Origin of the sequence: Paenibacillus hodogayensis (assembly GCF_039536325.1) — a bacterium.
Classification (GTDB): domain Bacteria; phylum Bacillota; class Bacilli; order Paenibacillales; family NBRC-103111; genus Paenibacillus_AB; species Paenibacillus_AB hodogayensis.
This window is the reverse complement of record NZ_BAAAYO010000021.1, coordinates 420,812-434,398: the sequence shown is the minus strand read 5'-3', so window position 1 is coordinate 434,398 and position 13,587 is coordinate 420,812. Positions and strand designations below refer to the sequence as shown.

At 52.2% G+C, this 13,587-nt stretch carries 12 protein-coding genes; 3 read left to right on the top strand and 9 right to left on the bottom strand.

Annotation, left to right across the window (positions count from 1 at the left end; genetic code table 11):
• Positions 1–19: 19 nt before the first annotated feature.
• Complete coding sequence (locus ABD796_RS34845; protein WP_344917272.1) at positions 20–550, bottom strand: hypothetical protein; 531 nt, start codon at positions 548–550, stop codon at positions 20–22.
• A gap of 204 nt (positions 551–754) precedes the next feature.
• Between ABD796_RS34845 and ABD796_RS34840 the strand changes: the two genes are divergently transcribed.
• On the top strand, positions 755–1,669 hold the full coding sequence (locus ABD796_RS34840) for a LysR family transcriptional regulator (RefSeq protein ID WP_344917270.1): 915 nt from the start codon (positions 755–757) through the stop codon (positions 1,667–1,669).
• Here ABD796_RS34840 and ABD796_RS35785 read toward each other — a convergent pair.
• The 6 genes from ABD796_RS35785 to ABD796_RS34820 all read right to left on the bottom strand — a co-directional run bounded on the left by ABD796_RS35785 (position 1,602) and on the right by ABD796_RS34820 (position 6,342).
• Positions 1,602–2,024 (bottom strand): hypothetical protein, encoded by a 423-nt coding sequence (locus ABD796_RS35785; protein WP_379116665.1) that lies wholly within the window; start codon positions 2,022–2,024, stop codon positions 1,602–1,604. The genes ABD796_RS34840 and ABD796_RS35785 overlap by 68 nt on opposite strands.
• A gap of 352 nt (positions 2,025–2,376) precedes the next feature.
• On the bottom strand, positions 2,377–4,368 hold the full coding sequence (locus ABD796_RS34835; RefSeq protein WP_344917268.1) for a GTP-binding protein: 1,992 nt from the start codon (positions 4,366–4,368) through the stop codon (positions 2,377–2,379).
• 283 nt (positions 4,369–4,651) lie between these two features.
• Positions 4,652–4,999: a hypothetical protein gene (locus ABD796_RS34830; RefSeq protein ID WP_344917266.1), complete on the bottom strand. Its 348-nt coding sequence runs from the start codon at positions 4,997–4,999 to the stop codon at positions 4,652–4,654.
• Between the two features lie 59 nt (positions 5,000–5,058).
• The gene (locus ABD796_RS35780; protein ID WP_425566979.1) at positions 5,059–5,241 is read right to left on the bottom strand and encodes a DUF7660 family protein; all 183 of its coding nucleotides are present in this window, start codon (positions 5,239–5,241) and stop codon (positions 5,059–5,061) included.
• Positions 5,242–5,300: 59 nt separating this feature from the next.
• Positions 5,301–5,717 (bottom strand): hypothetical protein, encoded by a 417-nt coding sequence (locus ABD796_RS34825; protein ID WP_344917264.1) that lies wholly within the window; start codon positions 5,715–5,717, stop codon positions 5,301–5,303.
• 250 nt (positions 5,718–5,967) lie between these two features.
• Positions 5,968–6,342, bottom strand: a complete 375-nt coding sequence (locus tag ABD796_RS34820; RefSeq protein WP_344917262.1) for a hypothetical protein — start codon at positions 6,340–6,342, stop codon at positions 5,968–5,970.
• Positions 6,343–6,699: 357 nt separating this feature from the next.
• Between ABD796_RS34820 and ABD796_RS34815 the strand changes: the two genes are divergently transcribed.
• A complete protein-coding gene (locus tag ABD796_RS34815) occupies positions 6,700–6,816 on the top strand; it encodes a YjcZ family sporulation protein (RefSeq protein WP_344917260.1) in 117 nt (38 codons plus the stop codon).
• 318 nt (positions 6,817–7,134) lie between these two features.
• Here ABD796_RS34815 and ABD796_RS34810 read toward each other — a convergent pair whose 3' ends face one another.
• Entirely contained in the window at positions 7,135–7,764 is a 630-nt protein-coding gene (locus ABD796_RS34810) for a TetR/AcrR family transcriptional regulator (RefSeq protein WP_344917258.1), read from the bottom strand.
• A gap of 123 nt (positions 7,765–7,887) precedes the next feature.
• Between ABD796_RS34810 and ABD796_RS34805 the strand changes: the two genes are divergently transcribed.
• Positions 7,888–9,093: an MFS transporter gene (locus tag ABD796_RS34805; RefSeq protein WP_344917256.1), complete on the top strand. Its 1,206-nt coding sequence runs from the start codon at positions 7,888–7,890 to the stop codon at positions 9,091–9,093.
• Between the two features lie 268 nt (positions 9,094–9,361).
• Here ABD796_RS34805 and ABD796_RS34800 read toward each other — a convergent pair whose 3' ends face one another.
• Positions 9,362–13,489 (bottom strand): carbohydrate binding domain-containing protein, encoded by a 4,128-nt coding sequence (locus ABD796_RS34800; protein WP_344917253.1) that lies wholly within the window; start codon positions 13,487–13,489, stop codon positions 9,362–9,364.
• Positions 13,490–13,587 lie beyond the last annotated feature (98 nt).

Below are 13,587 nucleotides of genomic sequence, written 5' to 3'. Positions count from 1 at the left end.
AACCTCTTTTCTCCAATGATCAATAAACCGATCGGGGGTACTTGCCGATTTCCCGGAACGTTTCCGGGCCGATCGGAGCGCGGACATGCTTCAGCGCCATTACCACCACACCGGACACCGCGGAAAGCGCAGCGTCCGCAAGGCAGTACTGCTTGTTTTGCCCGTGTTCCAGCTTGGCGGCAAGCGCCGACTTCATGTACGGACTGTTGATGACGCTGCCGATGCCCGCCACCGCGACCCTGTCACTTTGGAAGCAGGAGCCGAGCATTTCCACGCCTACGACGATTTGGTCGATCGCCCTGTCGCAGACGAGCAGGGCCAGACGGCTGCCTCCATGGGCGGACCCTTCGACGGCGGTCAATGTTTCGACCCACTCCAAGTCCCGCTCGGAGTCGTAACCGGCTACCCCCGCGCAAAGCCCTTTGACTGCTCCCGGCCGGCATCCGGCGTTTGCCAGAGCGCTCCGTATGGCCGAGCGCACGTTCTCGGCGGCGTTGCCGTCTTTATGGATGGACGATGCTCCTCCTTCCGTAAGAGAGAATACGCCCACGCAAATCGCTGACCATGACTCGGGTGTAAGACCCTCCTCCGTCTATTCCGAGTACCACTTCTTGTTCTGGCATGAATGGAACGCCTCCGCTTCGAATGATGAATAAGTCGATGGTTCTTGTAACCATCTTATCCCGAATGTAAGATATAAGAAAATATATATATTGGATAACGGGTATTACGGGGGGATATAACCATCATCAATTTGGAGCTTTACCGCATTTTTTATTTTACGGCCTTAGCCGGCTCGATTTCCAAAGCGGCCAAGCAGCTGCATATGACCCAGCCGAGCGCCAGTCTGGCGATCAAACAGCTCGAGGGAGCTTTGCAGTTGAATCTGTTTGTGCGGACACCGAAAGGCGTCGAACTGACGGTCGATGGCAAGATGCTCTTTTCTTTTGTCGAACAAGCATACGGGCTTATTTCGTCGGCGGAGAAAAAGATGGGTGAGGTCGTCAATCTGAACAGCGGGGAAGTAAGAATCGGGGCAAGCGATTCTACCATCCGATTTGTGCTGTTGCCGTTTCTGAAAGATTTCAGGCAGCATTACCCGGGGGTTAAAATCAAGCTGGTCACGGGCTCGACGCTAGGCTGCTTGCAGCATCTGAGAGACGGGACCGTCGATTTCTGCCTGGTCCGCACACCCGTAGACGACAACATGATGACATCCGTGAACGTGTTGACCGTACAGGATTGTTTCGTGGCCGGCGAAAAGTATAGGAGCGTTTGCGAAAACACCATTTCCTTGGAGCAGTTGATTCAATATCCGTTGAACGTTTTCCCGGCCCACATGACTTCCCGAAAAACACTGGTTCGCTTTTTCGCCTCTCATGGCTTGACGCTTCAACCCGCATTCGAAATCGGCAGCCGGGATATATTGATCGATTTTGCCAAAGCCGGATTGGGCATCTCGTGCGTGGTCAAGCAATTTATCCAAGAAGAGCTGAAGGCCGGCATTCTATATGAGGTGAAGCTGAAGCAACCGCTGCCGATGATCCACTTCGGCATCGTACGTTTGAAGGAAGCCCCTCTCCCCGTCGCCGCAAACAAATTTATCGAGCTCGTCGTAAACGCCTATTCGCAGGACGCTCCCTGTTCAGAGTCAGAGTCGATGGCATAGGACAACCCGGCTTCCGGATTGTCCTCCTGCTCCGGTTCACGTCTTTATTGAGCTCTCGTATTTCGTAGGTAAAATCCTTTTGTTCCTTTGTTTGTAAACCAAATCTGTACCTGTCATTACCGATTGATTCTAATGTGCAGCGATTTTCATTTGATGTAAAACAAAATAAATTTCGCTTTTCAAAAGATTGCTGTTTATCCAATAATTCGTGGATAATGCCGCCGCCACATGCTTCAAATACCCTCCAGCCACCTACAGATAACATGAAATCGACGATCGAATATCTATCTTCCCAAAACACCGCAATATCCAAGTCTTTATGAATTCTTGTTTGCTTACCTAGAAATACATCCATTGCCCCTCCACCGCATACATACTTCCCAAACTCGACTCCGCGGTAGTCTTGTGCTCGAGCGACATGTTTGAATTTAGCGATGTCTACACCGATAATTAAGGTTGAAGTAGTTTGTGTTAAAGTCTAAAGTATGTAATCAATTTTTTTAGCTTATATATACCCCAAAGGAAATTGTTGTCGGGACGACACAAAGTTGCGGCTTCGAACTTGGCGGGGAGCTTTCCTCGCATTTCTTCATTATAGGAATGCTGCCCGTTAGGTGAACGTAGGCTAGGCTGCGTTCATGCCGGCAGCCTAGTTCTGGTTGTTTATTAAATTCTTCTTCTCGATAGTTGATCAAACATTAGTACAGTCATAGTGCATTACGTACGGACAAAATATATTTGGCTTGATCTAGCGGATTGACGCCTTGGCGTTTACGCTCCGCGTAAACTTCCGGCGGACATTCCCTGTAGTACGCAAACGTTGTAGACAGAATGCCTCGCCCCTTTGTCATCGATCCGAGCCGAGCCGGAAAATCGAGCGACGTCGCGACTGGTATCACACCCTTGAGTTCCAACCGCCCACTGCGGATCACCGGCGAATCCAACTCGCCGCGCATGACAATGAGTTCGGTCATGACCTTGCCGCCGTATTCCTCCGGAACGGATAGGCGAAAATGCAGAAGCGGCTCGAGCAGGTTGGTACCGGTGTTCACGAGACCGTTCATAATGCCCATCGGCGTCGCTACTACGAAATCAAGCGGATGCGTATGCCACACATGATGTTCGCCTTCCACGAGCGTAACCTTCAAATCGGTGACCTCCCAACCGCGCAGCCCTTGCTGCAGCGCCTCGGGCACACGCCGCGCGACCTCGTTCTGGTAACTCTCGAGTAGGCGTTCCGGCCTCGCCATAGAGCTGTACTGCAGACCAGTCCCCCTTTCCCCTGGCTCAATCCGGAAACGCAAAATGGCCCAGCACGGCTTTGGCATCGTATAAGCAACAAACCCTTCGCCGGCCATGGTTGGAGTCTCCTTATAGATGACTGAAGGACGATCGAAGGCGACTTCGAGCCCGAACCGGCTCTTCAGCACCGAAGCGAGCACTTCCATCTGAATCGGTCCCATTACCTTCAAATGCAGCTCCCGGTCCTCTGGCTGCCACTGCACGTCGAGAAGTGGGTCCTCGTCGGCCAATTCCTGAAACGCCGCCACCACCTTCGGATACTCAGCCTCGCTGCGCCATCGCACCTGCACCGTCAGCAGTGGCACGGCCAGCTTGCGCTCATCGGGAACTCCTGTAGCTGTGCCGACGATATCGCCGATACGCGCTCGGCTCAAACCGTAAACCGCTGCTATATCCCCGGCCTGCAGAATTCCAACGTCCTCCGACTTACGGACATCGATTTTCCGGATTTGGGTAACCTTCTCCTGAATATCTTGCGTCACATTATGTACTGTATCGCGGTTGCGAAGCGTGCCGTTGTACAAGCGCACATAAGCGATTCTGCCCATGTCCGGGTCACGCTCGAGTTTAAAGATGATACCCGCAACCGGTGCCGCAGAGTCCCCTAGTGGGCCAGGCAGCCATCGCAAGATTGCTTCCATAAGCTCAGGAATGCCGATCCCCCGATTCGAGGCACCGAACAGCACCGGGAATAGCTCCGAACGGAAAATACCATCCTTAATCGGCCGCAGTAACTCTGCCGTGGTTAGATACCCTTTCTCGATATAACGCCCCAACAACTCTTCGGCCTGTTCGGCCACCGTCTCGACAAGCAGTTCGCGGTACAACTCGGCCTCACTTGGGAGTGTGTCCGTTTCTTCCCGCAGCAAATCCGCGCATCCGGCAAAATCCTCCTCAGCCCCGATCGGCGCCTGAATCGGTATTGCTCCGTCCGACAGCAGGCGGCGGATGCTTTTGAACGTGCGCATAGGGTCGGCCCCGACTCGATCAAGCTTATTGACATACACGATCGTCGGTATGCGGAGATCTCGTAGCGCCTGCCAAATCAATTCTGTTTGTGCCTGCACGCCCTCAACCGCGGAAACGATCAGAACCGCTCCGTCCATTACTCGCAGCGACCGTTCCACTTCAGACAGGAAATCCACGTGTCCAGGCGTATCGAGAAGATTCACCTGAACACCGTTCCGGACGAATCGGGTAACCGCAGCGCGCACCGAAATACCACGCTCCCGCTCCACGTCCAACCAATCCGTCTGCGCTGTGCCGTCATCAACGCTGCCGAGCGTGCGAATGCGTCCGCTTTCGTATAAGATGTGCTCGGTCGTCGTCGTTTTGCCCGCATCGACATGGGCGAAGATGCCTACATTCCGAATTTGGTTCCGCTGTGCCTCGCGCATTATGGCGCTTCCCTCCGAATTGTAATAAGACCATTTTAGCATAAAATTAGCATCCGGGTTGGAGCTTAATAAATATGGAACAGCTGCCACGGGGCGGTCTGCACCTGTTTTGGTTGAACTATCGTTCCCGTTAGTTGAGTCCTTCATGATCTTCCTTAAGTTGAAAATGCTCATGGTGAATGGAATCCATACCAACCAATTTACCAGTTTTCTTATGGTAATAGGCGAAGTTGCGATTCAAATCCCATATTACACCGCCTAGGCAAATGAACGGAACGGCCGTTTAAAGCCTACCGTTACTTACCTCAGTTAATAAAAATTCTACTTTTTCGATAATTTCCTTAACATTTCTCGACTCAAAAACATAAATGGGATTTTCCCGATCACGTTCTCCATTATTCGCCGAGTCAATTAGCACAAGCTTATATCTCCCTTTGGGATTAAATTCAGGATACCAACCTAAATCCAGAATTCGTTTATCATCATACTCAAACTGTAGGAGATCCTCCTTAAACTCCCACAATTGCTCATGATACTCGTCAACAAAAGAGTCAGAATCTGCCTCGGTAAATTCATTAAATCTTACTCTCCAACCGCTAGGAACTCGGAGTGGCACATGTTTAAGTGACATATATAACCACCTTAATCGAAAAAATTCAATGAACGACTCTTTGATCGATCCCGCTCAAATTATACCTTATCAGCCAGTAAATAAATTGCGAGGGTTCCCCAAGTTGGTGTATCAGGAATGGTTTCAGTATCATACAACCAGGTAGCCATTGCTTCCAGAAAGCTTTCCAATGTTGGATTCTCCCAGCCTTCAACATTTTCATTTAGATCGCGTCTCAGCATTTGGAAGAAACGATACCAAATTGTTTGACCCTCCTTAGCCTCAATTCAGTTATAACAATCGTCTCCGTTAGTTCAATTATTTATCGAACCCAGTTCGCTATAGTCTCATCATGCTTAAGGTCATTCCGCTTATAGTAATAGACTGTTCTTTTGGTATAAGTAACATTTGAGCAAGCAAGAAAAAACTTGTGTTTATAGACCTTATCCTCAAGACAAATGACAGTCCCTTCGTGATACCCGTAAGACCAATCACCGAGTTGCTTGGACTCTTCTTCGCTTGCTAAACGAATTGTATCAATCTTAAACAGGCTAATAGGACAAGAAACAAATGAAACTTTGTGGAAGTTAATCTCGATATTGTGATAGTAGCTAAAATCAAAGCTGCCAGCCACAACAACATTCCCAGCATTGTCGGTACTAATGACATAAAAATCACCGATATTCATTTCGTCAATGTTTCGCTGTATTTCTTTTAACCTGTCATTAATGTTCTCCATCATTTTCGTCTCCTCTGTTCACAACCAATACCTTATTAATGGTAACCATTCAACCACCCCATCTGCATTAATATATTCATTTCCAGTATTCATGATTTCCCATATTCTACGGTCTTTTTATCGACAGCTACCATTCATAGGGGTCATTGTATGATATCAGAATAGAACAAGCATGAGATTCGTGATACCTGTCCAGATCCTCATGATCATTTCTTCCAGGTGTGGACATATATTCACCTCCCCTGCTGGCTTACAATACCGGCTTGATGGTCTCTTCGTATATCGCCTTCGGGTATCTCCCGCTCAACTTGAAACCCGTAATCCCGGAAAAGTCGCTGTCAGGCATAGAAACGGCTGTCGTAATATATTTGAGCGACGCGCCCTCATGAAGTACCTTCCGTGGAGGGAAGGCGAGGACATTTTTGTGAATGTCCGGCCGTAGATCGCTCAGACTTGCGTTTGGTCGAATAAACACCTTTGCCTCCGGGCTGAAGATATCCCAAATCTCGACATCAGCCGTTTCGAGCGTTTCCAACAGAACCATATTGGGGAGATGGGCTTCTTCTCCCTCCTGGTACGGCTTCTGATTAAGGGCTAAATCAAGAACGATCTTGCGTACTGGCAAGAGTTGACCGGCCCGGAGCCGGATTCGGAGGAGGACGAGATCATGAAGCTGGAAGAATGGCAATGCGGTAAGGCTCTGCACGGCCTGTATTTGCTGGAGCTGGTTGGGGACTATCATAGGTGGGTATATCGGGATCGCGCGGTGAGCTGACGCAGACGGAGTTGACGTGGTTGAATACAGTAATGCTTGCGCGGGATAAAAGCGTCGAGGTGTAACCTGATGGTCGTATGGCTGCGGATTTCCCAACTTCAACAAATACCTAAATCATTCGCATCGTGTGCAACAGTCCAAACCAAATAAATTCTCGCTCATACGATGTGGATGTAGTTAAAAAGGAAAATGGGGGGGTGAATAAGCATGAGTGGTATTGGCGGAATTGGCGGTTTTAGCTGTGGAGGTTTTGGGACATCGACAGCAATCATCCTCGTTCTCTTCATTCTTCTGGTAGTCATTTCGAGAGGATTTCTTATTTAATCTGCCGCCCAGTCTTTAGTACCGTCTGTTGCATAGTTTAAAGTGCGACCTGCAATTCCTCCTTGCCCCCATACACCCCCCCTCCGGCCGTTGAGGTCAGAGGGGGCTATACCAGAAACTCCACAAAGACCGGACTCCGCAAGAGTCCTTTTTTTGTCCAGTTACGTATCTTAACGCGCGCCCGCACTAGCGGCTGTACATACACATTATGCCCCTCCTCGCTAACCACATGCGGCTGTATGGCTGCATGGTCTTATCATTCGTCATAATACCCCCTTATTCTCTACCTCCCATCACTCTCCCCTGACTTGTCCCATCTTAAACGTTGCTTCGATCCCCCACCCTTACTGATAGCCCATCCCATATACTCATTAGCTGCGTTATGGCAGCATTCATTACTTCAAGAGGAACACCATCCCTGGCTTGTGAGGACATCCCTCTAAGAAAGGTGTCAAACAAGGTAACCAGCATAAGGATATCCGTAGATTCGGGCAGCTCGCCATTTGCTATGGCCCGTTCTATACAATCTTTCTGCCAGCCGCGTACCTTCTCTCGTTCCTTGGAGAGCAGCTCTCGGATGTGTTCCAGCTCAGGAGAACAGGCCACAGCGGACAAATTAATCAAGCAGCCTAGAGGATGCGACCTCTCTGTCTGCATCTGTGCGGATCGCCGTAACCCCTCCTCGATGGCTGCTCTCGATGTCACGCTTCTATCCCTGAAACTTTCCGATACCTGTCCATAAGTTGAGATATAGAAATCCACTGCTTCGCGGAACAGCCCTTCCTTGGATTCGAACGCCGCATAAAAACTCGCTGCCGATATATTTCCCATCGCTGCGCGCAGCTGAGCAAGTGAAGTGGCCTCAAAACCGTGTTCCCAAAACAGAAGCATCGCAGCAACAACCGCTTCCTCACGATTAAAAGCGCGAGGGCGTCCTGTTCGTGGCATAAAATGACCCCCTTTATTATTTTTATACTAATCGATCCAAAAGTCATTGACAAGGGGAGGTCATTGAATTTAATATATAGAACGAACGATCCATAAGTATATTCATTCTAAGGGGGAATTATTTTGTCTCAATTTTCATCATCAACGAGTGTGGTTCAATCGGACAACCTCCCTGCCAGACTCCCCTGGCTTTCACTACTCGCACTTGCGATGACAGGATTTATTTGCATCTTTACCGAAACCATACCGGCTGGCTTGCTACCGCATCTCGCCGAAGGGTTAAATATTAGTAAAGGGATGGCTGGTCAGTTCGTAACTTCTTATGCTGTTGGTTCCATCATAGCGGCGATTCCGTTTGCCATGTTTACCGGCAGGTTCAGGCGTCGTCCGCTTCTGCTCGCTATCATAGTAGGTTTTCTCATTTTCAATTCGATAACCGCTTTGTCGAGCAGTTATGTTCTAACACTGATCGCCCGGTTTTTCGCCGGTGTTTCTGCCGGTGCTGCATGGGGAATGATTGCCGGTTACGCACGGCGCATGGTACCCGATACATTAAGAGGACGAGCCTTGGCAGTCGCGATGGTGGGAACGCCAATTGCTCTTACATTCGGTGTACCGGTCGGCACCCTGCTCGGCGATTTGATCGGTTGGCGACTCGTTTTCGGACTTATGTCTCTTCTGACTCTTGGTTTACTTGCATGGGTACAGTGGAAGGTGCCGGATTATCCAGGGCAGCCTGCCGATAAAAGAATGAGCATCGGTCAGGTGTTTGTTTTACCAGGGATCCGTCCGATTCTCATGGTGGTGCTGACGTGGATGCTGGCACACAATATTTTATATACGTATATTGCACCGTTTCTTGAGCCCTTGGGACTCGCAGGACGTGTTGACCTAGTCTTGCTGGTCTTTGGAATCGTGGCGCTTTTCTCCATCTGGATCGTTGGCCTGCTGGTCGACCGTCACCTACGCCTGCTCGTATTGATCAGTCTTCTCGGTTTCCTGCTGGTGTCCGCTGCCCTATGGACGGGTGCCACATCTGCATCCTTCGTTTATGCGGCTGTAGCATTTTGGGGACTTACTTTTGGCGGTGCTGCCACACTGTTGCAAACCGCGCTTGCCGAAGCAAGCGGTGAAGAAGGCGTGGATATCGTGATGCCGATTAATACTACGGTTTGGAACCTGGCTATCGCCGGCGGAGGTATTGTAGGTGGTACATTACTGGAGCTCGTTGGAGTCCAGTCGTTCCCGAGCGTATTAATCATTCTGCTTCTTATTGCGTTAATTATTGCGTGGGGTGCGAAGAGACACGGTTTTACGAGAAAAAAGTAAACTTTGCAAAGCTTACAGTCATACTCCTGTGGTCGAAACAAGCCTAAAAGAGCGCCAACGGGATAAAGTTCTTGTCACATCGATGTGACAAGAACTTTATCCCTATAGAACCCAATAGCCGCGTTTTACGTGGCATTTATTCTACTGAAGCTGTTCATAAATCTTTATAGCCCAGAGTGTTCGAGTTTCCTCATCCTTAGGTTGTCCATCACACACCTCTATAACCCGACCGCCCTATAATTCTTTACGTACGGTGCTGGTATGGTTGTCAAGGAAGCGGAATACGCTCCACGACCAGATCGTCAAACGAAGAAGTTCCGTTCGCAGCCGCGTCCGACCAAAGAAAAAGCTGTACATATTTGGCCGTCGAGGACGGCGTTACTTCGAATTGATAGGGTGTCCAGTCCGTATTGTTCCGGGTCGCGTGCCACGTGTATTTGACGGTGGAGACGAGATCCTCCTTGACCTGTCTCAGACCGAGAGATACGCTGCCCGTCGTCGAGCCGTTTTTCACCCATCCGCGCACGATATATTGGCTTCCCGGCTCAGTCGGGATAAGGTCGGATACGATGATGTTCCACGCATTGCCGGGGTCCGGCGCAATGGAGGCGGAGTAGGAACCGCTTCGTTTCTCGCTCTGCGTCCACAAGCCGGCCCGCATCAGCCAGTTCGCGGGTCCCGTCGCCTGGGCGTTTGGCTGCTCGAAGCCCGGATTTTTCAGCAAATTGCTGTCGATCCGGACCGCGAACGGCACGGAGCGGACGACCTGTCCTTCCGCAGTCAGATGAATCGTCGCCTGATACACGCTGCCGGTAACGCTTGACGGCACATAAACGGTGCCGGTTACGGTCGTCAGCTGATAGGCGGGCAACGAAATTTGGGAAGGCAGCTGCACGGTCATACCCGCAGGCGCATCCGCATCGAGCGTCACCTGCAAGCTGCGGGGAACGTTGCTCGTCACGTTTAAGGAGAATGGGAACTGGCCTCCCTCCCTCGCGACAACGGCAGCGGGCACCGCTTCGGCATCGAATGCGTATTCGGGCTCATAAGGGATTTCCTCGACATACAAATCGTCGAACCAGGCCGCACCATTGGTCTGCTGATCCATCTTCAGAAATACTTGCACGTATTGGGCGTTCGGAGCCGGCATGATTTCCAGCTCGTACAGCGTCCAATTCGAAGAAGTTTGCACGGGTTTCCATGTATAGCTAATCGTGGTGGAGCTGTTGTTATTGCTCTGTCGGAGTCCGATCGCGACCTCCCCTGTTGCCGAGCCGTTTTTGACCCATCCGCGCAAAGCATATTTGTTGCCGGCTTGTACCGGGATGATGCCCGATGCTATGATATTCCAAATATTGGAAGGGTCCGGCAGCAAAGAGACGGAGTAGTCGCCAGTGTGCGACGCGTCACGCGTCCATACGCCTTGGCGCATTACCCAGCCTTCCGGCGCCGTGCCGAGTGCGGTAGCCTTTTCAAAGCCGCCGTTAGCCAACAGATTGTGATTTACGACAATCGGAAGCGGCAGCGAACGAACCAGCTTGCCGTCGGCTTTGACGCGAATCGCGGCTTCGTATATGCCGTCGGTGACGCCCGCCGGCAAATAAACCGTTCCGGTAACCGCGGTTTGTTGGCCGGAGGAAAGCGTCAGCCCGGCGGGCAGCTGCATCGCGAATCCCGGCGGCGATTCCGTCTCGAGCATAACCTGCAAATCCCGGGAGACATTGCTGGACAAGCTTACCGTAAACGGATATTCGCCGCCTTTATTCGCTTCGATGACGGGTGTGAGCGATTCGGCCACGAGTAAATCCATATAGTCGTAGGTAATCCAATGCTCGACGGATATCGGAATGCCCGGCTTGTCCGCGTACTCGAATTCGATGCTCGCCTTCAGGCTGTAGCGTCCTTGGGGCACGGGCGAGCCGATTCGGAAGTCGAACGTCTCCGAGCTTGCCGAGCCGCTGCCGAGCAGGGGCTTCGTCCAAACGCCCGGTTGCGCGCCGAACGGTTCCGGATAGTTCACGGTGACTTGCACATTCAGCAAATCAACGGAAGCGCCATTGTCAAGGCTGACCGTCAGTCCGTTAGGCTGCTCCTGACCGACGATTCGGCCGCCCGCCAAATCGAGTTTCGCCTTGACGTACGCTCCGGCAATCGGAGACAGAGCTTGCCCGATTTGCTTCAATGCGGCGACGATTTGCTGCTTTGTACTTCCGTCCGCGAGTTGAGCCGCCCAATCGGTCAACTCGCCGACGAGACCGAGAGCATCGACCGCATCTCCCGATACCGACGCCATATCCGGTACGGAGCTTTGCAGCGAAGCGGCCATGTCGTTGGATTTGGCCTCAAGCTGGCTTATTCTCGTGCTCCAATACGCGTCGCTCGACAGTCCGGCAGCCCCGTCGGCCGTGTCGGACGCTTGTGTTATCAAGGTCAGGAAAGGAGTAACTCGATACGTGAGCGACTGCAGAGGACCGAGTCCGATCACAAGCTCATCGCCCTGCTCGTCCCGGGTCGTGTGCGAATCGCCATACAGCAGTTCGGAACGGTACCCCGTTATGCCGAGAGGAACGGTAACCTGGCGGGCTTGCCCGCTCGTGTTGACCGAGGAGGCATACAGCTCGTCGCCATCCCGCCACAGCGTCCAATACGTATCTTGTCCTTGTCCATGCCCGATGCGCTCTGCGCCCGTGATTAGTGCGCCAATCAACTCCGCTTCTTCGCGGAATTCGACGAGACCCGGCCATAGCGCGGATTGCCGCAACTCGAAGCCGTTCTCGTTGAAGGAGTAATAGGCCATGCCTTGAGCGCCGTTCAGCAGCGATTGGTAAGCCATATTGCGCAGCTCCCCGATCGTCGGCAAATGCGGCCAAACCGGCGGGTTGTACATCGCCTGCAGGACGTTCAAGACCGGCTTGCGGTTCCCCGCGGCTTGCTTGGCCTGGATCGCGCTCTCCCCGACGGCCGAAATCGGACTATACGGAAACGGATAAACGTCGGTGGCGAACAGATCCGTCAGCTTGGACACGGTCTCGTAGGCGGCTGCAGGGGCTTCGACCATATAGGTCGGGTGCTTGCTGTCGAGGGAGCGGATGAGCCGGTACGCATCGGCGAGCTCCTGCTTCGTCTTGTTGTTCTGAATCGGCTCGTCCATAATCATCCAAGCGAGTACAGCCGGATGGTCTTTCAGATTGGTCACGAAATCTTGGGTCAAATAAACGTTTTCCTTCACGTTCATGTTGGCATAGAGCGGGACGAGCACCTTCAGGCCGTTCTGCTGGGCCGCATCGAGCGTGCCCCTCATGACGCTGACTTTGTCGGTGACGCCGCCCTGTACCGTGTTGACCCCGGCAAGGCCGACATACGGGTAATCGGTCCGGCGAACATGGTAAGCCGCGATCGGAAAGAACGGCTCGCCGTCCACCATGATCGTACCGTCCTCGCGAAGCATCGTCGGCCTGTCAATCCGGTACACCGTCTCCCCGGCCTTCTCCAGCTCCGTACCGATCGCGTCCAGCAACCGGACCTCTACGCGATAAGGCTCGTTCTTGAGCATGAGCGTCGGATCGAATAGAAAGTCGAGCGGCTGATCCGCGGCGACCGGACCGTACGTCGCGATCGTAACGCCCGACGTTTCGCGATAAATGCGCGCTTCCGCCGACTTGTTCTCCAAATGTCCATCCTTCGAGAAGAAAGAGGCGCCGACCCGGCCTTCCGTCAGCTCCGCGTAATAGAACGACTCGTCGGTCGTGAGCTCGATCATGGCCCGCTGCTTTTTGAGCACGATCGAGATATCGTCGAAATAAACGGTGCCCGTTCCGTACTGCCGGACAAAGAGGCACAGGATCGTCGCCTCCGGAGGAGCGGTGAACGTAAGCTTCAGGTTTTGCCAATCCCCTGTTATATCCGGCGGCAATAATCTGTACGTCGAATCGTAGCCGAGTATATGATTGGCGCTCGTCCGCTGGCCGTTCTTGTAAAACTCCAGCTTGAAGCCGGCGCCGGCTCCTTCCATGTCAAAGCCTTTGAGCCAGCCCGACAATTCGTACGTCACACCTTCCTCTACAACAATGTCTTGGGCGATCCACGGCTTCGTCTGCTGCTGCGTCTGGATACGGAAGCCGTTCGTTCCCGTGCGGGCGGCGTCTGGCGTAAGCGCCAGCTCCGGATTGCTCCAGCTCTGGAATGGGATCCAGCTTAGCGGAATGGAGTCTTCGCTCTGCTCGAATCCGCCGTTGTGTATCAGATCGTCGCCGATTTCGGCCGCGAACGCACGTGGAATGGCTGTCGGAACGAGCAAGGGCAGCAGGAGCGACAGCAAGCAGGCGAGCAGAGCCGCCTTTACGCCGACCGGTCCGGTTTTCCTCATAAGGTTCGAATTTGAATTGGACCCATACATGATCTTCCCTCCAAATAATAGTTTTCCATAATGATAACGCTTACAAAATCCCTTTGACTTGGCGATTTTTGCTCGTTGCGCCGATCGATGTTCACCTC